The following is a 24,782-nucleotide window of genomic DNA, read 5'->3' as shown; positions in this document are numbered from 1 at the left end:
TGACGTATAATAACAAAAGGAGGAATATACAATGACATTAAACAAATCATTACTAGCCTCAACTGCGATAATCGCAAGTTTATTGGCTTCAAACGTCGCTTTAGCAAGTGACACCACTTCAGCTAAAGCAAAAAATGAAGGTTGGAACGTGCCCAATGTTGCATTAGGTAACGGCTTAACAAACGATGAACAAAAAAGCACTTTAGAACTTTTGGGCATTAACGAAAAATCTTCTTATAATTCATTTATCGTCAATGGCGATGACTTAGTAAAATACGTAACAGATGTACCCGAATTTACAAGTGATTCAAAAGCGTATAGCAGTGCCTATATCGTAAGAACCAATGATGGAGATGGGGTTAACGTGGAAATAGCAACGCCTAAAAACATCACCGCTAGAACCGAAGCTAACTATCGTAACGCGGCCATCACTTCAGGTATTTTTGATGCTGATATTAAAATTGCTAGTGTACGTGTTATGGACGGTAGCGGGGCCTTAGCTGGTATTTACAAAATTTATGATGAAGTAGAGCCTGCCGCTACTGAAGAAGAACAACAAGAACGTGATCAAAACCGCGAAGTGGCACAACAAGAAAGTGCTGTTACTGCAGATATTACAAATTCAAATAACGACAACAAGCAATTCTCTGATGAAAATCTTGCTGTTGCCATGGCCGATATCAAACTAGAACTGCAAAAAATCAACGATACATTAGATACAATGAACACAGAACAAGCAAAAGAAAAAATCAAGAGCGTCGTTGACAAAGAACTGGCGAGTCAACAATTAGAAGACTTTGTCACACCAGAACAAAAGGATAAAATCATTGAAACTATGATGGCCTTCCAAAATTCTCCTTCGATTGATAACGAACAATTAAAAGAACAATTAACGCATCTAAAAGATGATATCATGGATAACGGAAAAGAATTTTTAAATAACGCGAAAGATAAATTAACAAACGAAGAAGCACGAGGTTTCTTATCAAACCTATGGGATAAGGTCAGCAACTTCTTTACTAATCTATTTAATTAAGCTAAGGTGTGACGCTCATCGTCACATCTTTTTATTTTGCTATCACTTTAAACTTACAATTAATAAGCATATCGTTTGCTAAATGACACACTATCTTCTATAGTTAGTTTATAGACTATAATATATGGAGGTTTTTTTAATGAGTGATTTAGAAATTCATATCGACTTTGCTTGTCCCTTCTCATACCTTGGAGGAGAAAAATACTTACAATTTTTAGAAAAAAATAACCAACCACTTGATAAGTTTCGTTTCAGAAGTTTCCAATTACAACCTAATGATAATAATCAAAACCCAAGCTACCTTGATAATCGTATGAAAGGCTCAAATTTCAATTCTAAAGAAGAATATATTAGCTTTTTCAACAACGGTATCGGGAAAGCTGCAAATGAACTAGGCTTACATTACGATGTTGAACACATCGTTTCAAAGAATTCTATAAATGCACATCTTGGCCTACAATTCGCTATTGAACAAGGCAAACAAGCTGAATACTTCCGTGAAGTAATGGCTGGACATTGGGAACAAGGAAAAGATTATTTTGATATAACTTATATTGAAGGCGTTCTTCGTTCATTGAATTTAGACGTTGAGTCATTCCATCAACATCTCGAACAATACAAGCAAGGTGTGGCCGATGATATAATGTTAGCTAATCAACGAGGAATTCATTCCGTACCAACTTTCTATAAAGACCGTGTTTTATTGAACGGTACTGGTAGCGATGACATTTTCGAAACATTTTAATCGATTAAATTAACCATCAAACGTTAGCGCATTCGTCTAACCTTTGATGGTTTTTTCATTTCTATATAATAAAAAAACGATTCTCTTTCGAGAATCGTTTGGCTTCGTAAAAAAATATTAGATACCGTATTTTTTGTTGAAGCGATCCACACGTCCGTCTGCTTGAGTGAACTTTTGACGTCCTGTGTAGAATGGGTGAGAATCAGAAGTAACCTCAACACGGATCATTGGATAAGTGTTGCCTTCAAATTCAACAGTTTCTTCAGAGTACTTAGTAGAACCTGATAAAAACTTGAACCCTGTAGTAGTATCCATGAATACTACTTGTCTGTAATCTGGATGAATTCCTTGTTTCATGTGTTTTCTCTCCTTTGCCCTGAATCATTTGCTGAATCAGAGTTATTATTGTCTTCACAACATTACTATATTAGCATGATTAAATCAAATCTGCAATAAATTTTATCCTTTAACGACGTCCTTTTTTACCGAACGTCACGTCTTTAAAGGCTTTATATAACTCTTCATTTGTTTTGGTTTTTTTCAAGAACGTTAATAGTTGCTCGGTATAATCTAACGAATCACCTTTCATATTTCGACGAATATGCCAGATTTCTTCTAATTTATCAGCACTAATCAACAATTCTTCGCGTCTTGTTCCTGACTTTTTAATATCAATGGCTGGGAAGATTCGTCGTTCTGCTAATTCACGAGATAAGTGTAATTCCATATTACCTGTTCCCTTGAATTCTTCGTAAATAACATCATCCATACGACTCCCAGTGTCTACTAGTGCCGTTGATAAGATGGTTAAGCTACCACCTTCTTCAATATTACGCGCAGCACCAAAGAATTTTTTAGGGCGATAAAAGGCCGCTGGATCAATTCCTCCACTTAACGTGCGACCACTTGGTGGAATCACTAAGTTATAGGCACGTGCCAAACGCGTGATATTATCCATCAAAATCACAACGTCTCGTTTATCCTCAACTAAACGCATTGCACGTTCTAATACTAATTCAGAAATACGCGTATGATTTTGAGGCTGTTGATCAAAAGTTGATGATACAACATCTGCTTTGACACTCCGTTCAATATCGGTTACTTCTTCTGGACGTTCATCTAGTAATAAAACGATTAACTCAACTTCAGGATAGTTTGTTGTAATACCATTGGCAATTTCCTTAATTAATGACGTTTTACCAGCTTTAGGTGGTGCGACTATTAAGCCACGTTGACCAAAACCGACTGGCGCAAAAATATCAATCATTCTTGTCCCTAAACGTCCTTGTGTTGTTTCTAATAATAATTGCTTGTCAGGGTATGTTGCCGTTAGCGCTGGGAAATGTGGACGTTCTTTTGCTTCTTCTGGATTTTTTCCATTGACAGTCTCCACATGCATCAGACCATAATAGCGTTCGCTTTCTTTTGGTGGTCTAGCTTTACCGCTAACTTTGTCCCCATTTCTTAAACCAAATCGTCTAATTTGTGAAGAAGAAATATAAATATCTTCTGCACTTGATGAATAGTTAATAGGTCTTAAAAAGCCATAACCATCTTGCGAGACAATATCTAATATACCTTCCATCATAAAGAATCCTTGTTTTTCTGCTTGTGCTCTAATGACGGCTAATGACAATTCCTTCTTATTCATCTGACTGTAATAAGGTATTTTAAATTGTCGGGCATATTCGTAGATTTCTTTCAGGGTACTATTTTCAAGTTCCCCCATTGTTAAATAATCTTTCAAGATGATCCCTACTTTCCTAATCTTCTTCGATTAATTGGATATCCGCTCCTAGAGTGGTTAATTTTTCGATAAAGCAATCATAACCTCTTAAGATATGGCCAATATTTGAGACTTTTGTTTCTCCCTGTGCCATAATACCAGCAATCACTAAACAAGCACCCGCTCTTAAATCACTCGCTGCAACTTCTGCTCCGTGTAATTCATTGGGACCTGATAATACAATCATATTGCCTTCAACTTTTGCTTTTGCACCCATACGAGCTAATTCTGGAATATGGTTAACACGTTGTTGGTAAATAGTATCCTCAATAATACTTTCACCCGTTGCTTTTAATAATAATGGTGTAATAGGTTGTTGTAAATCCGTTGCAAATCCAGGATATGGATAAGTTCTAACATTTGTTGGTTTTAATTCATTCGTTGGATGAACAAAGATGCTTTCTTCGTAAATATCCATTTTAACGCCCATTTCTTCAAGTTTTAACATAAAACTATCTAAATGTTCACGAATAACATTTTTAACTAATATCCCTTCTCCCGCTGCTGCTGCTAACGATAAATACGTTCCTGCTTCAATACGGTCAGGAATAATGGTATGACGACATCCTGAAAGTTTCTCAACACCATCAATTCTAATTTCATCAGTTCCAGCACCACGAATTTTAGCACCCATATTATTTAATAATGTCGCCACATCAATAATTTCTGGTTCACGCGCCGCATTCTCAATTACTGTACGTCCTTTAGCTGTTGTCGCTGCTAACATCACGTTAATAGTTGCTCCGATAGATACAACATCCATGAAAATACGGGCTCCAACTAGGCCACCTTCTGGCGCTTTTAAATACATAGCCCCATGTTCAGATTTCACTTGAGCCCCTAATGCTTCAAACCCTTTAACATGTAAATCGATTGGACGAGGTCCTAAGAAACAACCACCAGGAAGACCTACAACTGCTTCACCATATTTAGCAAGCAAAGCCCCCATGAAATAATAAGACGCTCTTAAACTATTAATTTTTCCACTTGGCATGGGAATTGATACCATCTTTGTTGGATCAATGGTCATCGTATTGTCTTCAAATGTGACACCTACACCCATGATTTCCAATATTTCTTTTAATGAATAAACATCTGCAATATCCGGCACACCTTCTAAAACAACTGGTGAATCTGCCATAATAGCAGCTGGAATTAATGCAACTGTACTGTTCTTAGCCCCATTGATAGTCACTTCGCCCTTAAGCTTCGTGCCACCTTTGATCAAAAATTTTTTCATTACTCTATTCATTCCTTCTATTTGGTTTCTCACTCAAAACGCTTCATTTTATGTGCAATCTAAATTATTTTACCATATACTGAGATATTTCTAAAGATATTATTCACCGTGATTGCTCGATAAACAAAAAAGAAATGACAGTAAGTTGCCATTTCTTTTCTGGCTCTATAATAAATAGGACTGATGAAGGTTTATTCCTTCTTCAGCCCTATTTTTGTATTTAATCTTAAAAAAACATATCGCCTTTTGTTAAAATTAAGTTACCACACAAAACAAACAAAAGGAGCGATATGCTATGATTAATGATATCAAAAAAATTTATGGAATTGAAGACTCTAATCTAACAATTTCTAGTGTTTCCGAAGGAACCTATCGTAATAAGCCTGCGAAAATTATAAAAGCGAGCTATAAACCTAAAACGATAGCTTGCCCTAATTGTGACTCTTCTCCAAGAGAATGCGACGGCAAGTACGTTATTGTTAAGAATGGTTCTAAAGAAGTAGAGATTCTATTAACACATGAGAACACAGGAATTGTCTCTATGAAGCTATCTAAGCAACGCTATCGTTGTCGCAACTGTAATAAGCACTGGACTGCTCAAATTGATTTAGTTAAACCTTGTCACAATGTTTCAAGGATAATTGAAGGCAAAATTATTGAGTTATTAGGTGAAAGAATATCTCTAAAACTAATTGCTAAATTATGTAGTGTTTCAATAAGTAAAGTGATTCAGGTATTAAAATCGTTAGAAACTTACCTTCCTAGTCCAAAAAAACGTTGGTTGCCTGAGGTTTTAATGGTTGATGAATTCCGTTCGCATACAGCCATAGAAGACTCTATGAGTTTTATTTGTGCTGATGGTGAATCAGGACAATTAGTTGAAATATTGGAAAGCAGAAGATTAAATTATCTTATACCTCACTTTAATCGCTATCCAGATGAAGAACGATTCAGAGTCAAATACCTTGTGACAGATATGAATGCAGCTTATTTCCAATTAGTGAAGGATATCTTTCCAAATGCTGAATTAATCATTGATCGTTTTCATATTGTTAAACATTTGAATGAAGCCTTTAATAGTTTCAGAGTACGGGAAATGAAAAAACTCAAGGCATCGGGACATAAAGTAGAAGCAAGTAAACTTAAGAAAAATTGGCGCTTCCTACTTAAAAATAGATTAGACATTAATATCTCTGAATACAAAAGATGGCCGAGCTTTCGGTCAAATAAGTATCCTTATTTGACCGAACAGATGATGATTGATCGGTTATTAGATTTTTCCGAACCTCTAAAATTAGCCTATGGCTACTTCCATGATTTATTAGATTCATTTAGAAGAAAAGAATATGAACGATTCTTTGAATTATTGAATACTTTACCAGATGAATTAGATGAAGAGTTTAAAGGACAAGTACAAAACCTGATACGTCATCAGGAAGGAATTACCAATGCTTTAATACATCCCTATTCAAATGGGAAGATTGAAGCAAAGAATACACACATCAAAACATTAAAACGAGTTTCTTATGGATTCAAATCTTTCAGCAATATGAGGATTAGAATCTTTTTAACCGAAGGTTTGATAGAAGTTAATCATTAAATAACAAAAAACCATGAAATCAGAGAATGTTTTCTCCATTTTCATGGTTGGCTAAAATTACTCATCAGTCCAATTTGACAAAGAGCCTCTTTTCTTTGATCTTTTCAATATTTTACTACACCGTCATCTCTATCACTCTAAACCAAATATGCATACCATCTGGATCATCCACATTCAAAATACGTTTGCCTTTATTGTAGAAATAATCCATCTTCATGTCATCAAGATGCATTTTTAATGCTTCTAAGGCTTCTTCATTACGTAGATAAAATGTCACATAATCTAATCCCATATGTTCATCATCTGGTTTATCCACTTCTAATATCTGAGAATGTCTTAGTGAAATATGGTGATGATAGTCGTTACCTGATAAATATCTGACACTACGAAAATCTGTTTCTCTTAATCTCAGTCCTAAAACTTCTTTATAAAAAGCTTCGCTTTTCTCAATGTCTGATACATTTAATTGAACATGTCCCACAACTGTTTTAACACTTAATTGCTCTAATTTGTCGGACGATACACGTCTTAAATCTTCAACATCTAATGGACGATTTTCTTGTGTGAACTTTTCTGTTTTGATTTCTTTGTCCCAGTAAATTTTTATCACATTATATTCCGGGTCTTTAATCACTAATACTTCAGCGTAGCCATAATCTAATGTTTCTAATACAGGATAATTAACCGCTTCTAGATGATTCAAAAATTCACTTAATTGTTGTCTTGTTTTCACTTTAAACCCAATATGATTTAATCCGTTATGCGTATAAGGACTTGGTAAGGCTCCTGGTTCTTCTAATAAGGCAATTAAAGGGGCTTTTCTTCCCTTAATACCTAAAAAAGCCATGTCATTTTCTTCATTCAAAATATCTAATTTCAATACATCAGTGTAAAAAGCTAATTGCTTTTCCATATCTCTAACTTTTAACGCCACAGATCCAATAAATGTTTCTTGATCTATCAAAAACTTCTGCATGAACATTTACCACTCTTTCTATATTAAATAACTAACGATAGTGTAACATTATTCATCAAAAAATAGAAGAAATATCCCTTTAAAAAAAATAGAAATGGTTATTTTCTAACTTTATATGCTAAATTGTACAAAGGAAGCAAAGCTTGATATGTGCTTAACATATATGATAATTGTGCATCAGGTTGTAGCTGTTTATCCTCTTCTTTGTGAATGATTCGGCCAACCATAAACTCACCTTTTTTGACATCTCGCCATCTGATTAATCCTTTTTCCAGATCCATTTCTTTTAATTTCAGAACATCTGGTTTCGTGTGATCTAGTGATACAACGAATGTTTCATCTAGCGTTTGAATCAATGATTGATGATCAATAAATGCTTGGGCGATTTCTTTTTCAAATTCTGGATTATCAATAAAACTTAACCACATCCCAATATAGTCTTCATTGATCGTTAACTCAAAGTGAGGAAATTTTTTATAACCTCGCTTATTACCACCAAAAGCCGCCCAAGTACTTTCCGGTGCATAGGCTGTGCGACGTCGGTGCTGTGCAATATGAATCATTAATTCCTCTTCTAATTCAGACGTAAGTGCGGACACCACTTCTTCACCAATCGCTTGAAAAACAGGCTGGATTTTTGCTCTGATCGCTTCCATACGCGCGTCCAGTCCTTCAATTTCAAATACATCAAAACTTTCTTTTGTAAACATTTATTTCCTCCTATTAACTAACTCTTTTGTCATAATACACCTAGTATTTCCCCTAAACAATACGAATATATTATTCTCCAGATAATTTTTACCACTCATCTCTAGTAATCGCATAAACATCTGATAATACCTCATATAACGCATCAAAATCAACTAGTCCATACTCTCTCAATATTAACCGAGTCGTCTCAATCATGTGTGGTCTCCTCTCACGTTTGGCTCATTCACTTTATTATACCAATAATTTTATCTGAAAATTCATTAAATAAAAAGACGCTTCTTATTAAGAAACGTCTTCATTATAGTATTAATTCATTTTTGTTAATAGACCTACCACTTCAACATGTGGTGTTTGTGGGAACATATCAACCGGTTGAATTTTTGTTAATTCATAACCTAGACCTGCATAAATCTTCACATCACGAGCAAAGGTACTTGGGTTACATGAAACGTAAACAATTTTTTCTGGTTGCATTGCGGCAGATGTTTCGATAAAGCTTTCTTTCAAGCCTTTACGTGGTGGATCCACAATAATAACATCAGCTTCAATTCCTTTTTCTTGCCACTCTGGCAAGACATATTCAGCTGCACCTACTTGGAATGTTACGTTCTCAACATCATTGATTTCTTGGTTACGTTTTGCATCTTTAATTGCTTCTGGCACAATTTCCATACCATAGACATGTTCTACTTTATCTGCAATCGTTAAACCAATAGTCCCTGTTCCACAATAAGCATCAATCACTGTGTCTGTTTCTTTCAAATCAGCAAAATCAATGGCTACTTGATATAAAACTTCTGCTTGTTTGGTATTTACTTGGAAAAATGATTTAGCTGATATTTCATAACGTTTGCCTAACAACTCATCAACAATCACATCTTTACCATAAAGTGTTCTTGTCCATTCACCTAATATAACGTTTGTTTGATCACCATTGATATTTTGAATGATTGATGTAACATTTGGTAAAGCTTCTACGATTTCAGCTACTACTTTATCGCCTTGGAAAATTTTACCAACACGTGTCACTAAGACTACCATTAATTCACCCGTATAATGTCCGTGACGAACAATAATATGGCGAATTAAGCCGGTATTGTCTTCTTCGTTATAAGGTTTAACGTTGAACTTACGTAATACTTCTCTAACCGCAATAACAGCTTGATCAATTACTTCATCTTGAATATAAAACGATTCAATCGGCACTAAATCATGGCTGTTACGACGGTAGAAACCTGTTTGTAATTCTCCGTCAATTTTTCTTACAGGGATTTGTGCTTTATTACGATAATGTGTTGGATCTTCCATCCCCATTGTCGGTAATACTTCGATTTCAGGCATCTTTGCCACTTTACGCATAACATTTTCAACTTGTTTTTGCTTGAAGTCTAATTGTGCTTCATAGCTCATATGTTGTAATGGAGCAATTCCGGTACGAATTAATGTTTCATCTTCTAATGCGACACGGCTATCTGATTCTGTTAATATATTTAATACTTTCGCAAAAGCAAATTTCTTACCGACTTTCATCACATGAATTTTTACTTGCTCGCCTGGTAGAGCATTTTCAATAAAAATTGGGTAACCATCTACTTTTGCAACACCGCGTCCTTCGTGGGTTAAATCAATTACATCCACCACTAAACGGTCATTTTTACTTACTGGTAACATTGTACACTCTCTCTTTCTTGTTTGAACCGTACATAACAAAGGGAACTAAGACTAGTGTCTCAGCCCCCTAAAATATTTCATTTTATCCGCTACTACGTCCAATACTTCTTTACTACTTTATAGTATCTAACGCTTAAAAGCAACTTTTTTCATTGCTTAACTAATTTTACCATCTTCATTTAGGTCTTCTTGTGTTAAGACTTCCATCTCTTTCACAAAAGCATCACTGACTTCTTTCATCTCATTGTCACCGGCATACGAATCTTCAGACATCTCATCTAAATTAACATAAAATTCAATATGTTGCGGTAATGCTTTGAAACGCATCGGCGCATCGCCACCATATTCACCATCTAAGTTCATCATCAAACGAACATCTTCATCCATAGGCGCAACATTCAACTCAGAGGTCTTCGTATAAATTATTCCGGCATCATTTACGTGCTTACCACCATTTAATAATTTAACAATCAATCGCAAGATTTCAACTAAGTTAGCTGTTTTGACAATAATCAGTGAGAACTTACCATCGTCAAGTTGGGCATCTGGAACAATTGTTTCAAATCCACCGACTGAATTAGTTAAGCCTACAAAGAACATTGACGCTTCTCCTTCGTAAACCCCATCATCGTATTCTAACCGCATATTGATTGGTTTAACTCGTGGCAACATTTCTGCGCCCTTAACAATATAGGCTAAATAACCAAAAATACTCTTTAATTGTGATGGAACTTCGTATGTCAATTCTGTCAAATAACCGCCTGCACCAATGTTGATAAAGTAATGATCATCAGCTTGACCGACATCAATCTTAAGCGTTTGTTTTTTTAACATAACGCGAGCAGCTTCTAGTACATCATTACGAGGGATTTTTAACGCTCGAGCGTAGTCATTTGTTGTCCCTCCAGGAATAATCCCCACTCTAGGTCGCTTCTCCAACGGTGCGATACCATTAATCACTTGGTTGATGGTACCATCTCCACCTGCTGCGACCACTAAATCAAACCCATCAATTGCTGCACGACGCGCTTCAGTCTCTGCTGAATTTGGTTCAGGTGTTGTGGCGTAGGCACTTGCCTCATAGCCGGCCTCTTCTAAAATCATTAAAATATCTGGTAAATGACGCTTTAATAATTCTTTTCCTGAAGTAGGATTATAAATCACTCTTGCTCTCATGTTACTTCCTCCACTTATTAACGTTTCGCAAGCTCTTCCATTAATAACTTATTAACGATTCCAGGATTTGCTTGTCCTTTAGTAGCTTTCATTGTTTGACCAACTAAGAAACCGACTGCACGGTCTTTACCGTTTTTGTAATCTTCAATCGATTGTTCATTGTTGTCTAAAATCTCCGTAATAATTGGCAATAATTGACTTGGATCAGATAATTGAACCAACCCTTTTGCTTCAACTACTTGTTTAGCATCCCCGCCATTTTCAATTAATTCTTTGAAAACTTTCTTCGCCATCTTAGAACTAATTGTGCCATCATTTATTAATTGAATCATACCCGCTAAGTTATCAGGCGTCAATTTTGTCTCATGTAATTCTAATTGTGCACTATTTAAATGTGCAGATACTTCTCCCATTAACCAGTTAGATGCAGCTTTTGGATCCACCTTATTAGCAATTGTCGCTTCAAAGAAATCTGACATTTCTTTTGATAATGTTAAGACCATTGCATCGTATTCAGGTAATCCTAATTCTTCAACATAACGTGTACGACGTACTTTTGGCATTTCAGGAATTTGTGTACGTAATTCTTCTACCCATTCAGGTGAAATTTCTAATATTGGAATATCAGGTTCTGGGAAATAACGGTAGTCACTTGCGCCTTCTTTGACACGCATTAAAATAGTTTCACCAGTTGAATCGTCAAAACGACGTGTTTCTTGTTGAATCATTCCACCTGATAACAATACTTTTTCTTGACGTTTGACTTCATACTCAAGACCTTTTTTCACATTACTGATAGAGTTAATGTTTTTAATTTCTGCTTTTGTTCCGAATTTTTCTTGACCATATGGGCGTAAAGAAATATTTGCGTCACAACGCATTGAGCCTTCTTCCATTTTTACATCACTTACGCCTGCGAATTGAATCATTGAACGAACCGCTTCTAAGTATGCATAGGCTTCTTCAGGAGATCTCATATCCGCTTCTGATACAATCTCGATCAATGGTGTGCCTTGACGGTTTAAGTCAACATAAGAATAGCCATCTGTTCCATGAATATTTTTACCTGCATCTTCTTCTAAATGCACACGTTCAATACGAATTTTTTTTGTTTCTCCATTAACTTCGATTTCAATCCAACCATTCGCTCCTACTGGATAATCAGCTTGAGAAATTTGGTAAGCTTTTGGATTATCAGGATAGAAATAGTTTTTACGGTCAAAATGTGTATACTCAGCAATTCCACAATTTAGTGCTAAGGCTGCTTTAATCCCGTATTCAAGTGCGCCTTTATTCAATACTGGCAACACACCAGGGTAACTAAAATCAATCTCGTTTGTGTTTACATTTGGTTCTGCTCCAAAATGGGCAGGTGATGGAGAAAAGATTTTAGAATCAGTTTTTAATTCTACGTGGATTTCTAATCCAATAACTGTTTCAAAGTTCATATTAATTTCCTCCTAAAATTACTGGTAATTTTTTATGATGGTCCGTTGCTTGCTCAAAGGCATAAGCAGCTTTATACATTTGTGCTTCACCAAATGGTTGACCAATAATTTGCAACCCTACTGGTAATCCTTGTGAGAAACCACATGGAATAGACATTCCTGGTAAACCAGCCATATTAGTCGGAATGGTTAACACGTCAGACATATACATAGTGATTGGATCATCAATATTTTCACCTAAACCAAATGCAACAGTTGGTGTTGTTGGTGCCATAATTAAGTCGTAATCTGCAAATACTTTATCAAAATCTTGAATCATTAAGGTTCTTGCTTTACCAGCTTTACGGAAATAAGCATCATAAGAACCCGCACTTAATGAGAATGTTCCTAACATAATACGACGTTTCACTTCTTCTCCGAAACCTTCTGAACGAGATTTCACATAAACTTCTTCTAAGTTTTTCGCTTCTGGTGAACGGTAACCATAACGGATACCATCAAAACGTTGTAAATTTGATGACGCTTCAGCTGAGGCAATAATATAGTAAGCAGCTACACCGTATTTAGTATGTGGTAGACTCACTTCTTCAACAATAGCCCCTAATTTTTCGTAAGTTTTAATTGCTTCCTTAACTGCTGCTACAACTTCAGGATTAACACCTTCTCCGAAATATTCTTTAGGTACTGCAATTTTCATGCCTTTGACACCATCATTAATTGTTGAGGTAAAATCGGGTACCTCTAATTGTGCGCTTGTGCTATCTTTGACATCATGTCCACTAATAGCGTTCAACACTAAAGCATTGTCCTTAACAGTTCGTGTCATTGGTCCAATTTGGTCTAAACTTGATGAAAAGGCAATTAAACCATAACGAGAAATACGACCATATGTTGGTTTCATTCCAACAATCCCATTAAAGGCCGCTGGTTGACGGATACTTCCTCCAGTATCTGAGCCTAATGAAACAGGTACTTGTCCGGCAGCAACTGCTGCTGCTGAACCACCTGAAGAACCACCTGGTACTTTTGTTTGATCCCAAGCATTTTTTGTTTTTTTATAGTAAGAAGTTTCAGTACTTCCTCCCATCGCAAATTCATCCATGTTTAATTTTCCAACGCTAATTAAACCTGCCTCATTCACTTTATCAACCACTGTTGCATCATAAACTGACATAAAGTTTTCTAAAATTTTGCTGGCAGCTGTTGTTGGCATTTCTTTAGTCACGATATTATCTTTAATCCCAATCGGAATCCCAGCTAATACATTACCTTCAGCGATGCCGATGTTATCTAATTTTTCTGCACGTTTAAGTGCATGGTCTTTATTTAGTGCTAGAAAAGCCTCTACATTTGGTTCAGTTGCTTCTATTCTTTCAAATGTTTGTGCTGTTAATTCTTTAGCAGACAACTCTTTTGAGACTAATAATTGATGTAACTCTTCAATATTTTTTTTGAATAATTCAGTCATTATGCGCCTGCCTCCCCATCATCCATAATTGCTGGTACTTTAATGTAGCCGTCCTCTGTTTCAGGAACGCGTGCTAATAATTCTTCTTTCATATTGGCTTGAAGCGCAACATCTTCACGGTAAACAGAGCGATTGTGTGCCACTGTAAATGTTGCCTCTACTCCCTCACCATCAATTTCTTCTAAAAGTTCTACCATGCTAATCACTGATTGTAGTTTTTTTGTAAAAACTTCTGATTCAGCGTTAGACAATTCAAGTTTTGATAAACTTGCTACTTTATTTACTTCTTCAGCATTAATTGGCATCTTACGACCACTCCTTTTATTTATTATTGAAAGACTTGAGCTGTAATCTCTGATTCACCGGTTGGTTTAATTACAACAGCCTTCGTATTATTTAATTGATTGATTTGAACCGTTACACCTGCTTCAATTTTAAAAATTGATGACAAGCTACTTCCGACAAATTGCGTGAAACTTTCTAATTCAGAAACACTATAATAATTTGATTCAATAACAATACTTAATTGCTGTAACTCATCATTACGATAATAAGCCGTTCCTGAGAAACCACTTAAATTCGGGAAAAATCCTTGGACATTTCGTTTGAAATCTGTGTACTTAGTTTCTAAGCCATCATCTAGTGATTGACTACTATCAGTCGCTAAAGAAATATACGATTCATTAACTTCTGTCCAGTCATCTAGCTTGTCGCCTTTTTTACTCGTCGCTGTAGCAAAGTAAGTACCACCTGCTACACTTGTTTTAGAGGCTTGTTTGAATAAGCCTATTTTAATAGGGGTATTTTTACCTACGCCTTCAATTGCACGCACGCGTTTGATGACTTGAGCCGCAATCTTTTTGCCTTGTGTTTGAATCACTTCATCACTAATTTCCGTTGCAGGATCTGTTGAATAATCTACACTATTTAAGGCAATCCCTAAGCTTATACCACCTAATTTTTGTGAATCCATTGCTAAAAAGTTTTTTTCTATTATTTGTTGCAAAACTAATGGTTCTTTCTCACTTTTTGGATTTAAACCTAATTTATTAGTTGACGTTTCACGGCTTAACCAGCTTTTTAAGTCTTCTGACGTTAAATACTGCCCTTCTTGTAAGTAATAGTCTTTTGTTTTAAAACTTTCTTTTGATAATTCAATTAAGCCTCGATCAAAATTTTCTAAATTATAATTACTATTCAAACGATTAGCTGCCATCGTTCTAGCAACACTCGTCTTATAAGTTCCATCTATCAATAACGCTTGATAGCTGTCGTCACTCACTGTACCGGTTGTTACCACTTTATCATTAGTCGTTTTTTTCGTTGTGACTTTACCGCCACTTTCTTCTAAATTGCCACAAGCACTTAATACTAAAACACTCAAGGCTAACATACTAACCATATATTTTTTCATTCTTATTCACCTCTTTCAAAAGCATCGACCATTTGAGCTTCTGTCCAGACTGTGACACCTAATGCCTGTGCTTTTGTTAATTTACTACCCGCTTCTTCACCAGCAATAACCAAATCTGTTTTTTTCGATACACTTCCTGTCACTTTTCCACCTAATGATTCGATTAATTTCTTCGCATCATTTCGTTTGTAAGTTGTTAATGTTCCAGTCAGCACTACCGTTTTCCCTTGAAAAACAGAATCAACCGTTGCTTTTTCAGCCGTGGTCAATCCTTTATAGGTTAAGTTAACCCCCACATCTTCTAACTCACGAACCAACAATTTTGCTTCTTCTTTATCAAAATACGTCACTAAACTATCGGCAATAACTTCTCCTAAAGAATCAATCGCTGTTAATTCTTCACGTGTTGTCTGTTGTATGGCAGCCATAGTACCGAAGTGTTCTGCTATTAACTGAGCAGCCTTGGCGCCTACATGGCGAATACCTAAACCAAATAATAAACGTTCTAAAGAATTTTGCTTGCTTGCTTCAATTGCTTGTAGTAAATTATTGGCTGATTTTTCTTTGACTTTATCCATAGTTAGCAATTGTTCTAATGTTAGTTTATATAAATCCGCTACGTCTTTGATCAACTCTTTTTCAAATAGTTGTTCAATCACTCGTGGTCCCATACCGTCAATATTCATCGCATTACGTGAAACAAAATGAATCACGCCTTCTTTAATTTGTGCTGGACACATGGGATTAATACAACGTAAAGCAACTTCTTCATCTAAATGAACCAACTCACTATGACATTCAGGACAATGTGTTGGTGCTGAATAAGGTTGGCTATCATGATCACGCTTGTTAGCAAGTGAACGTGTCACTTCAGGAATAATGTCTCCTGCCTTATGAACCATGACCTCATCATTCAAACGAATATCACGTGCCACAATTAAGTCCATATTATGTAAGCTTGCACGAGCAACTGTCGTGCCTGCTAACTGTACAGGTTCCATAACAGCAGTTGGTGTAACGACGCCTGTTCGACCGACTGTCCACTCAATGGCTAATAATTTTGTTTGAGCTTCTTCAGCTGGAAACTTATAGGCAATGGCCCATTTTGGCGCTTTGACCGTATAACCTATTGCCTCTTGTAACGTAAACTCATTCACCTTTATCACAATGCCATCAATTTCGTATGGTAAGTCATGACGTAGCTCTTGGTATTTTTGAATATAAGCCCACACATCATCGATTGATGCACAAACAACTGCTTCAGGATTAATATGAAAACCTAAGGCTGACATTTTCGACAGCCCGTCCGATTGTGATGTTAAGGCTAATACTTCTGGTGTAGCAATCGCATAAATAAAACTACTTAAATTACGTTTAGCCACCACGCGTGTATCTAGTTGTCTTAAGCTCCCTGCTGCTGCGTTACGTGGATTAGCAAAAATATTCTCTCCTTGTGCTTCACGTTCTTCATTTAATTCGACAAATGAAGATTTAGGCATAAAACACTCGCCACGAACTTCTAGCGTTAAAGGTTCTGGCAATACTTGAGGAATGTCTTTGACTTGTTTTAAATTCTCTGTAATATTTTCACCGATTTTACCGTCACCACGTGTCGCTCCTTGAATAAATTTACCTTCTTGGTATTTCAACGAAATGGCTAGTCCATCAATTTTTAATTCACAATTATAATGAATAGGTCCTGATACGAGTTTTTTAATTCGTTCTTCAAATGCAACTAAATCTTCATAGCTAAATGCATTACCCAGACTCAACATCGCTGTTTCATGATGAACTTTTTCAAAACCTGATGAAATTTGTCCTCCCACAACTTGTGTGATGGAATCTGCTAATGTCAACTCTGGAAAGGCATCTTCTAGTGTGACCAATTCCTGGTATAAACGATCATATTCTGCATCGGTGACAGAAGGTTGATCTTGCTCATAATATTCTTTAGCATATTGTTTTAACAAACGATTTAATTCGAGCATTTTAGTTTGTTGATTTTCTGTCATGATGTTTCGTTCCTTTACTTTTTCTTAATTGGTGCAAAAGCAGCCATTAAACGTTTAATCCCTTGTGATGGAAAAGCAACATCTAGCTCCAAGTCTTGGCGTGAACCATTCACCTTCACAACTGTTCCTTCTCCCCACATTTTATGGATCACTTTATCTCCTAAGCGCCAATCAGCCTGATCACCACCTGTTTCTTTTTTATCACTAACTGGCTTAGTTGTTCTTTGTCCATATATACTACGGTTAGCCGTTGTATTGGTTGGAACACTTCGTTGTGAAAAACCTCTTGGGGCACTGGTAGAACGTTGACTTGCAAAGGTTGTAGCATTCCCACCATAATAAGTAGCTACTCCTTGTCCTTCACTTTCTAGTAAGTCTTGGTTGATTTCACGAATAAAACGAGACGGACTATTGGTTTGCGTACGGCCATACAGCATACGAGATGAGCTGTTTGTTAAAAATAATTTCCGCTCTGCTCGAGTAATACCGACATACGCCAAGCGACGCTCCTCTTCTAAGCCCTCTGGTTCATCCATCGTACGTTGAGAAGGAAACAGACCTTCTTCCATTCCGATTAAAAAGACTACTGGAAATTCCAATCCTTTTGCGGCATGCAGAGTCATCATCGTTACTTGAGACTGTTGCTCTTCTTCCAAATTATCAATATCAGAAACTAACGCTAAATCATTTAAGAACAACGTTAATTTCATTTCATCAGGTTCTTCTTCAGAAGCCACAAATTGTTTGTCGAATTCCTTAGTTACTGTTAAGAATTCATCCAAGTTTTCTAAGCGGGTTTCAGCTTCTAAATTATTTTGTGCAACAAGGCTTGCCGAGTAACCACTGCGTTTTAGTATTTCTTCAACTAACTCTGTCACCGTCATATAAGGAATCATCTTCTGGCAGTCTGCGATTAACTGCGAAAATTTATACAGCTCCGTTGACGCTTTTCCTGTAATATTGGTCAAATCAACATTTGTTGCTGCTTCTAATAAACTCCATTCATGGATAGAGGCAAAGTCTCTTAACTTATTAATCGATGTTGCTCCTATACCACGCTTTGGTTCATTGACCACACGTTCAAAACTTAGCGAATCCATTGGGTTAGAAATCAAACGCAAGTAAGCCATAATATCCTTAATTTCTTTACGATCATAGAATTTATGACCGCCGACCATCGTATAAGGAATATTAGATTTTACAAACATATCCTCAACGGCACGCGACTGAGCGTTCGTGCGATAAAGTACCGCAAAATCACCATTGGTATAGTTTTCTTGTACTTTTAGTGTTTGGATATTTTCCACAATGAAACGCGCTTCATCTCGTTCTGTTTGTCCACGATAATAAGTGATTTTTTCACCATCTGAATTTTCTGTCCATAAGTCTTTTTTACGACGATTGTCATTATTATTAATCACATTATTGGCCGCTTCTAAAATATTTTTAGTTGAACGGTAATTTTGCTCTAATAGTACGACTTTTGCTTGTGGATAATCTTTTTCAAAATCCAAAATATTTTGCATATCCGCACCACGCCAACCGTAAATACTTTGATCAGCATCTCCAACGACACATAAATTTTTAAAGCGTGCCGCTAACATGTTAACTAAAGTATATTGTGCATGGTTCGTATCTTGATATTCATCGACATGGATATAATGAAATTTATTTTGATAAAATTTCAAAACATCTGGATGCTCATTAAACAAACGAATCGTTAGCATAATCAAATCATCAAAGTCCATTGACTGATTCATACGCAATTCTTTTTGATACATTTTATAAGCTTTAGCAACAATTCCTTGGAAATAATCTCCTTGGAAATCATCATAGCTTTCAGCGGTCTTTAATTCATTTTTTGCTTGGCTAATTTTACCCAAAATAGCTCTTGGTTCAAACTTTTTAGGGTCCACATTTAGTTCTTTGACAATTCGTTTCATCAGAGTTAGCTGTTCAGAACTGTCTAAGATAGTAAAATTACTGTTATAACCAATCAAGTCAACATCACGTCTTAAAATACGAACACACATTGAGTGAAAGGTTGAGACCCAAATAGCCTCACTGTCTTCCTTCACAATTTTGGCAATACGCTCTTTCATTTCACGCGCTGCTTTATTGGTAAAGGTAATTGCCAAGATATTCCAAGGATTGACCTCTTTTTCTTGGATAAGATAAGCGATACGATGTGTTAAGACACGCGTCTTACCACTACCCGCGCCCGCCATAATTAATAACGGCCCTTCGGTAATTTTTACCGCTTCTTTTTGTTTGGGATTCATCCCATCTAATAAAGAGTGGTTTGATAACATTGACAACGTCCTCTCTGAATTTACAATCCTTCTTATTATATCAAAAAATCATCAAAACTTCTCTTACGATTCACTACTATTTCATGCTTTTTTAGTTTTTTTACAAAAAAATAATAAAATACATAAATCAAAAAATCACGAATCCGTTCTAGACGTACTCGTGACTTTTATTATGCTTAATTAATTGATTATTTAGATAATTTTCTTTGATAATAAATGATGCCAAAAACATGTATGACACAAACAAATGCAACATTAATAAAAAACGCGGCAATTAATTTTTTTACCGTCATACCTGATGTTTGACAATACAGCAAATACACAGCAAAACTTAGCAAATAACAGCTAAATGTCAATTGACTGGCGTTAGACAACACCTTTTCTGTTAGCTTATTTTGCTTTAATTTCGCCAACAACACTAAGTAGCCAATACTGCTTCCAAAAATTAACAAACTACAAACAATTTGTACCATAATTATTCCTTTTCTTTCATTTATCTCTCGATTTTTTTACTGAATGATTATAGCATGAATCATTTAGGTTGTCATCTCAATAAAAAACAGACTTCATTCTTCTCATAGTAGACGTGAATCATACACTGTGGTAACGCTACTTCTTCCTAACTATTCAGCTTTTCATGTAATTGTTTAACTACTTCTTGAGCCACTTTTAGCGGTACGCCCACTTCATTTATTTCTTCAGCAGTTGCCTGCATGATATTTTTAACCGACTTATAATGCTTTAATAATAATTGTTTGCGTTTTGGGCCTAAGCCTTCTATCCCATCCAACTTAGAAGCAAAACTATTTTTACTTCTAACTTGTCGATGGAAAGTGATGGCAAAGCGATGGACCTCATCTTGTATTCGCTGTAGTAAGAAAAACTCATTAGATTGACGCTTTAAAGGAACAATTTCCAATGGTTGCCCATATAATAATTCACTCGTTTTATGTTGCTCATTTTTGGCTAACCCCGCAATAGGAATATCTAACCCTAATTGATTTTCCAGTACATCTCGTGCTGCTTCAATTTGTCCTTTCCCTCCATCAATAATAACCAAATCAGGAAACGGCAAATTATCTCGTAAGACTTTTGAATAGCGACGGTAAATCACTTCTTTCATCGTAGCGTAATCGTCTGGTCCTTCTACTGTTTTTATTTTATATTTTCGGTATTCATTTTTTGCAGGTTGACCATTTAAAAACACTACCATAGCCGATACTGGACTTGTTCCCATAATGTTAGAGTTATCAAAGGCTTCGATGCGAATAGGAACTGGAATATTTAATGCTTCGCCTAATCCTTCGACAGCGCCCATCGTACGCTCCGTTTTACGCTCAATTAATTCAAACTTCTGTTCTAAAGAAACGCGAGCATTTTTATTTGCCAACTCCACTAACTGTTTCTTTTCACCTTTTTTAGGTTGTATCACCTTCGTTTGTAATAATACTTGTGCACTTTCTTGGTCAATTGTATCTGGAATAAAGATTTCTTTTGGCTTAAAGTGCTGGTTTTCTAAGTAAAACTGACCCAAATAAGTTAAAAAATCTTCCTCAGCTTCATTATAAAATGGAAAAATCGACACATCTCGTTGAATCATTTTCCCTTGACGGATAAAGAATACTTGAACACACATCCAGCCTTTATCCACATGGTAGCCAAAAATGTCACGGTCCACAAAATCTGTTAAGGTCATTTTTTGTTTCTCCATTACTCCTTTGATTGCGGCTATTTGATCTCGCAATTCAGCCGCACGTTCAAAGGCCATGCTTTCAGCAGCATCTTGCATAAAAGATTCTAGCTGACGGATGACCTCCTTGTAACCATCTCCTTTTAAAAAATGTTTAATATCTTGAATCATCCCTTCGTATACCTTGGGATTAATATCATATACACATGGTGCTAAACATTGCCCTAGATGATAATATAAACACACTTCTTTCGGCAGTTTCTGACATTTTCTTAATGGATATAATTTATCTAGAATTTTTTTTGTTTCATTAGCCGAATGAACGTCTGGATATGGACCAAAATAAAGAGCTTTATCTTTTTTAACTTTTCTTGTGATTAATAAGCGTGGGTAACGCTCATTAGTAATCTTAATAAACGGATAGTACTTATCATCTTTTAACATGATGTTATATTTTGGTTGATTCTCTTGAATTAAATTAATTTCCAATACTAAAGCTTCCGTATTGGATTCCGTCACGATGTATTCAAAATCGACAATTTCACTCACTAAGCGCTCGGTCTTTGTATCATGGCTTCCTCTGAAATATGACTTTACCCGATTTCTTAAATTTTTAGCTTTTCCTACATAAATAATCGTTCCATGCTTATCTTTCATCAAATAACAGCCTGGATTAGTTGGCAGTAACGATAATTTATGATTGATCGTTTCATTCATCCACTCACCTCTTTGTCTACTATAAGTATACATGAAATGGACCTATAAAAACAAAAATGACTCTCTTTGTTATTCACGTATTATATTTTAACAAAAGGAGGTAATTTTTTGGCTACATTTGGTTTAATTATTGGTTTAACGTTATTACCCATCGTGTTAATACCAACAGAATTCAAATCGGAAAGATGGACTCTTTGGCTATCTGAACCTTTCCTCTTTATTACTTGTTTATCCACAAGTATACTTTATAGCCTTTGTTCCTATCCACAAATATTTGGAATAACTCTAGTGATTTACTTGTGTTATACACAGGCGATTTCAGATCTTTATTATCAAGTTGTTTCTCCTATCATCCTTCTTACTCAATTATTAATTAGCTTATTATGTGTGCCTCATAGTTTATTTCAATTAAGCGTGATAACCATTGCTTATCTTGTGATTGCCACACTTTCAACATGGGATTATTTCCCAACTATCGGCTTAGGGGATATTAAATTATTATTCATTCTATTTTTACAATTATCGCTTATTCAATTTACCTATCTCTTATTCTTTGCTAGCAGTCTTGCACTTGTCTATTTACTTAGTCTCACTATTATCAAAAGGAGTGCCACTACACGTGCTATTCCTTTTGTTCCATTTATCTTCATGGGACTGCTTCTTTCATTATGGTATTATTAAAGTATTTTTATGCCACTTTATTTGCATTAATTAATAAATATTAAATTTACCAACGCTCTATTTGTTGTTATAATATACAAAAGGAGTGAACGTAATTGAGAAAAGCTGAGAGACATAATATTATCAAAAAAGTCATCACTGAACACAACATTGAAAATCAACAACAATTAGTTGAATATTTAGAGAATGAACATGTAGCGATTACGCAAGCCACTATTTCAAGAGATATTCGTGAATTAAATATTGTTAAAAGTCATAATAATGATGGTAAGTCATATTACCGAATCCTCAACACTACTACCAAAGCAAAAAAGAAAATTTCTGATGAAGAAAAATTAATCAATGTACTATCTGAATCAGCAACTGACATTACACAAGTTGAATTTATGAATATCATTACTGCCTTTCCGGGCAACGGACAAATTATCGGTGTATTAATCGATAGCTTACGTTCAATCTTCAAAGAAATTGTCGCTTGTCTTGCAGGAGACGATACTGTTTTAATTATTTCTAAAAGCAAAGAAGAAGCTCAAATTGTTAACGAATATTTCAAACAATATATTTAAAAAACATGAACTTAGAAGGTTGCTCTAAGTTCATGTTTTTTTTGCTATTATTTTGCCATTAACATCGCAATTATTAAGACAATTAAATTCATTGCTGTAATAACCACGATGTGTTTAAACATAAATTTGGTCCACGTTGTATAATTAACTTTTGAAACTTCTAATCCCCCCATAACAACACCAGATGTTGGCGTAATTAAATTCACAACACCACATGCTGAAACAAAAATCATAATCATGACATCTGCACTCAATCCTACTTTATTAGCTAACGCACCCATAACTGGAATGGAAACGTAGGCTAATCCAGAAGTAGACGGGATTAAGAAAGATAACAGCACATAGATTATATAGGCACCTATAACAAACAGAATAGGTGATAAGCCCTGTAATAAGTTAGCTGATTTATCTAAAATATATAAATCTAAATGCGTCGTTGACATTAATACTGAAGCGCCACGTGCCACTACAATAATCAGTACGACGGATAATATATCTTTTGAACCATCAATAAATGTCTCAATAATATCTCCTTCTGACATCCTTGAAATCAATGCGATAACAATGCCCATAATGAAGAACCACATGGCTAAATCACCAAAATACCAAGCACCAAATGGCTCACCTGTTAAAAAGGTTGTCCATTTATCAAAAATAGTAATACCAAAATCTCCCCACGGAATCAATGACACAATCATCACTAAGAATGTGATAGCAAAAACAGATAAAATCATTTTATGCTTACTTGTAAAAACAACCTTATCATCAAAACCTTTTGCAAAGTGTTCTTGCATATCATCTTGTTCTTGTAAGGATAAAATAGTAGAACCTTTTTCATTTTTCACTTTTTTAGCATAACTCATTACCACAAAAATAGCATACGCTGTTGTTAATGCCCATAAAACCAAACCAATCAGCATGATTAATCCTGTCTTAGGTTGAATATTAATGCCCTTTAAAGCATCCATCGCCACACCTGTGGCAAACGGATTAACGGTTGAACCAATTACACCAGCTCCGGCACCTAGCATCACGGTTCCTACAGAAACTATCGTATCAAACCCCGCAGCTACCATTGTCAAACCTAATAAACCATAAAAAGGAATCGTTTCTTCTGCCATGCCATAAGTAGAACCACCAACTGAAAACAGGAACATTAAAATAGGAATAATAACTAACTCATTGCCTTTTAGTTTTTTTACAACATTTTGAATACCAGCTTCTAATGCACCTGTCTTCGTCACAATATTCAAAAAACCACCTAGAACTAAAATAAATATACAAATATCAATCGCATCTTTAAATCCATAAAAAGGAGACATTACGACATCAAATACGTTTGCCCCTATTACTTGACTAACTGTTTCCCCTGTATCCCTTAGTTCCATTGGTGTAAATTTAGCTCCATCTAAAAATTTTGTGATAATCCCCAACACGATAATAATAATGAACAGGATACTAAACGACGATAGCGATTTCCGTTGTTTTTTTTCTTCCATTTCTTTTTTAGGCGCTACCTTTGTAACGCCACTC

The 24,782-nt window shown here is 35.5% G+C and carries 21 protein-coding genes; 5 read left to right on the top strand and 16 right to left on the bottom strand.

Annotated features, from left to right (window positions below; all coding sequences use genetic code 11):
* The first annotated feature begins 31 nt into the window (after positions 1–31).
* Together E4Z98_RS02315 and E4Z98_RS02310 are read left to right on the top strand one after the other, a co-directional pair.
* On the top strand, positions 32–1,036 hold the full coding sequence (locus tag E4Z98_RS02315; protein ID WP_135253946.1) for a DUF1002 domain-containing protein: 1,005 nt from the start codon (positions 32–34) through the stop codon (positions 1,034–1,036).
* 139 nt (positions 1,037–1,175) lie between these two features.
* The gene (locus E4Z98_RS02310; RefSeq protein WP_167790886.1) at positions 1,176–1,781 is read left to right on the top strand and encodes a DsbA family oxidoreductase; all 606 of its coding nucleotides are present in this window, start codon (positions 1,176–1,178) and stop codon (positions 1,779–1,781) included.
* 117 nt (positions 1,782–1,898) lie between these two features.
* On the opposite strand, the gene E4Z98_RS02305 is transcribed toward E4Z98_RS02310, so the two are convergent.
* The 3 genes from E4Z98_RS02305 to E4Z98_RS02295 form a co-directional block, all read right to left on the bottom strand.
* On the bottom strand, positions 1,899–2,138 hold the full coding sequence (locus E4Z98_RS02305) for a type B 50S ribosomal protein L31 (RefSeq protein WP_135253944.1): 240 nt from the start codon (positions 2,136–2,138) through the stop codon (positions 1,899–1,901).
* Between the two features lie 109 nt (positions 2,139–2,247).
* Positions 2,248–3,528: a transcription termination factor Rho gene (gene rho, locus E4Z98_RS02300; protein WP_135253942.1), complete on the bottom strand. Its 1,281-nt coding sequence runs from the start codon at positions 3,526–3,528 to the stop codon at positions 2,248–2,250.
* Between the two features lie 16 nt (positions 3,529–3,544).
* Positions 3,545–4,807, bottom strand: coding sequence for a UDP-N-acetylglucosamine 1-carboxyvinyltransferase (locus E4Z98_RS02295; protein ID WP_135253940.1), 1,263 nt, complete (start codon positions 4,805–4,807; stop codon positions 3,545–3,547).
* A gap of 295 nt (positions 4,808–5,102) precedes the next feature.
* Between E4Z98_RS02295 and E4Z98_RS02290 the strand changes: the two genes are divergently transcribed.
* Positions 5,103–6,407 carry an ISL3 family transposase gene (locus E4Z98_RS02290; RefSeq protein WP_135961155.1) on the top strand — a complete coding sequence of 435 codons (1,305 nt, stop codon included), beginning with the start codon at positions 5,103–5,105 and terminating at the stop codon, positions 6,405–6,407.
* A 115-nt stretch (positions 6,408–6,522) separates the two neighbouring features.
* Here the strand turns inward: E4Z98_RS02290 and E4Z98_RS02285 are convergent, their stop codons facing one another.
* From E4Z98_RS02285 to uvrC, 12 genes are all read right to left on the bottom strand, one after another.
* On the bottom strand, positions 6,523–7,383 hold the full coding sequence (locus E4Z98_RS02285) for a VOC family protein (RefSeq protein WP_167790885.1): 861 nt from the start codon (positions 7,381–7,383) through the stop codon (positions 6,523–6,525).
* A 98-nt stretch (positions 7,384–7,481) separates the two neighbouring features.
* A complete protein-coding gene (locus E4Z98_RS02280; protein ID WP_135253937.1) occupies positions 7,482–8,093 on the bottom strand; it encodes a DUF1054 domain-containing protein in 612 nt (203 codons plus the stop codon).
* Between the two features lie 307 nt (positions 8,094–8,400).
* The gene (gene rlmD, locus E4Z98_RS02270; protein ID WP_135253935.1) at positions 8,401–9,765 is read right to left on the bottom strand and encodes a 23S rRNA (uracil(1939)-C(5))-methyltransferase RlmD; all 1,365 of its coding nucleotides are present in this window, start codon (positions 9,763–9,765) and stop codon (positions 8,401–8,403) included.
* 156 nt (positions 9,766–9,921) lie between these two features.
* Positions 9,922–10,941: a diacylglycerol kinase gene (locus E4Z98_RS02265; protein ID WP_135253933.1), complete on the bottom strand. Its 1,020-nt coding sequence runs from the start codon at positions 10,939–10,941 to the stop codon at positions 9,922–9,924.
* A gap of 17 nt (positions 10,942–10,958) precedes the next feature.
* Complete coding sequence (gatB, locus tag E4Z98_RS02260) at positions 10,959–12,389, bottom strand: Asp-tRNA(Asn)/Glu-tRNA(Gln) amidotransferase subunit GatB (protein ID WP_135253931.1); 1,431 nt, start codon at positions 12,387–12,389, stop codon at positions 10,959–10,961.
* Position 12,390: 1 nt separating this feature from the next.
* Positions 12,391–13,857, bottom strand: a complete 1,467-nt coding sequence (gene gatA, locus E4Z98_RS02255) for an Asp-tRNA(Asn)/Glu-tRNA(Gln) amidotransferase subunit GatA (protein ID WP_135253930.1) — start codon at positions 13,855–13,857, stop codon at positions 12,391–12,393.
* A complete protein-coding gene (gatC, locus tag E4Z98_RS02250) occupies positions 13,857–14,162 on the bottom strand; it encodes an Asp-tRNA(Asn)/Glu-tRNA(Gln) amidotransferase subunit GatC (protein WP_135253928.1) in 306 nt (101 codons plus the stop codon). The genes gatA and gatC overlap by 1 nt, the downstream gene beginning before the upstream one ends.
* A 23-nt stretch (positions 14,163–14,185) precedes the next feature.
* Positions 14,186–15,271 carry a CamS family sex pheromone protein gene (locus E4Z98_RS02245; RefSeq protein WP_135253926.1) on the bottom strand — a complete coding sequence of 362 codons (1,086 nt, stop codon included), beginning with the start codon at positions 15,269–15,271 and terminating at the stop codon, positions 14,186–14,188.
* A gap of 2 nt (positions 15,272–15,273) precedes the next feature.
* On the bottom strand, positions 15,274–17,283 hold the full coding sequence (gene ligA / locus E4Z98_RS02240; protein WP_135253925.1) for an NAD-dependent DNA ligase LigA: 2,010 nt from the start codon (positions 17,281–17,283) through the stop codon (positions 15,274–15,276).
* 14 nt (positions 17,284–17,297) lie between these two features.
* Positions 17,298–19,595, bottom strand: coding sequence for a DNA helicase PcrA (pcrA, locus tag E4Z98_RS02235; RefSeq protein ID WP_135253923.1), 2,298 nt, complete (start codon positions 19,593–19,595; stop codon positions 17,298–17,300).
* Between the two features lie 188 nt (positions 19,596–19,783).
* Positions 19,784–20,068 (bottom strand): hypothetical protein, encoded by a 285-nt coding sequence (locus tag E4Z98_RS02230; RefSeq protein WP_135253921.1) that lies wholly within the window; start codon positions 20,066–20,068, stop codon positions 19,784–19,786.
* Positions 20,069–20,214: 146 nt separating this feature from the next.
* Complete coding sequence (gene uvrC, locus E4Z98_RS02225) at positions 20,215–22,002, bottom strand: excinuclease ABC subunit UvrC (RefSeq protein ID WP_135253920.1); 1,788 nt, start codon at positions 22,000–22,002, stop codon at positions 20,215–20,217.
* Between the two features lie 108 nt (positions 22,003–22,110).
* On the opposite strand from uvrC, the gene E4Z98_RS02220 reads away from it, so the two are divergent.
* Together E4Z98_RS02220 and E4Z98_RS02215 are read left to right on the top strand one after the other, a co-directional pair.
* On the top strand, positions 22,111–22,683 hold the full coding sequence (locus E4Z98_RS02220; protein ID WP_135253918.1) for an A24 family peptidase: 573 nt from the start codon (positions 22,111–22,113) through the stop codon (positions 22,681–22,683).
* A gap of 95 nt (positions 22,684–22,778) precedes the next feature.
* Positions 22,779–23,249, top strand: coding sequence for an arginine repressor (locus tag E4Z98_RS02215; RefSeq protein ID WP_135253916.1), 471 nt, complete (start codon positions 22,779–22,781; stop codon positions 23,247–23,249).
* 47 nt (positions 23,250–23,296) lie between these two features.
* Here E4Z98_RS02215 and E4Z98_RS02210 read toward each other — a convergent pair whose 3' ends face one another.
* Entirely contained in the window at positions 23,297–24,748 is a 1,452-nt protein-coding gene (locus E4Z98_RS02210) for a YfcC family protein (protein ID WP_135253915.1), read from the bottom strand.
* Between the last annotated feature and the right edge of the window lie 34 nt (positions 24,749–24,782).

It is taken from the genome of Vagococcus xieshaowenii, assembly GCF_004792515.1.
In the GTDB taxonomy this organism is placed as follows: Bacteria; Bacillota; Bacilli; order Lactobacillales; family Vagococcaceae; genus Vagococcus_A; species Vagococcus_A xieshaowenii.
This window is presented reverse-complemented; position numbering and strand designations above follow the sequence as displayed.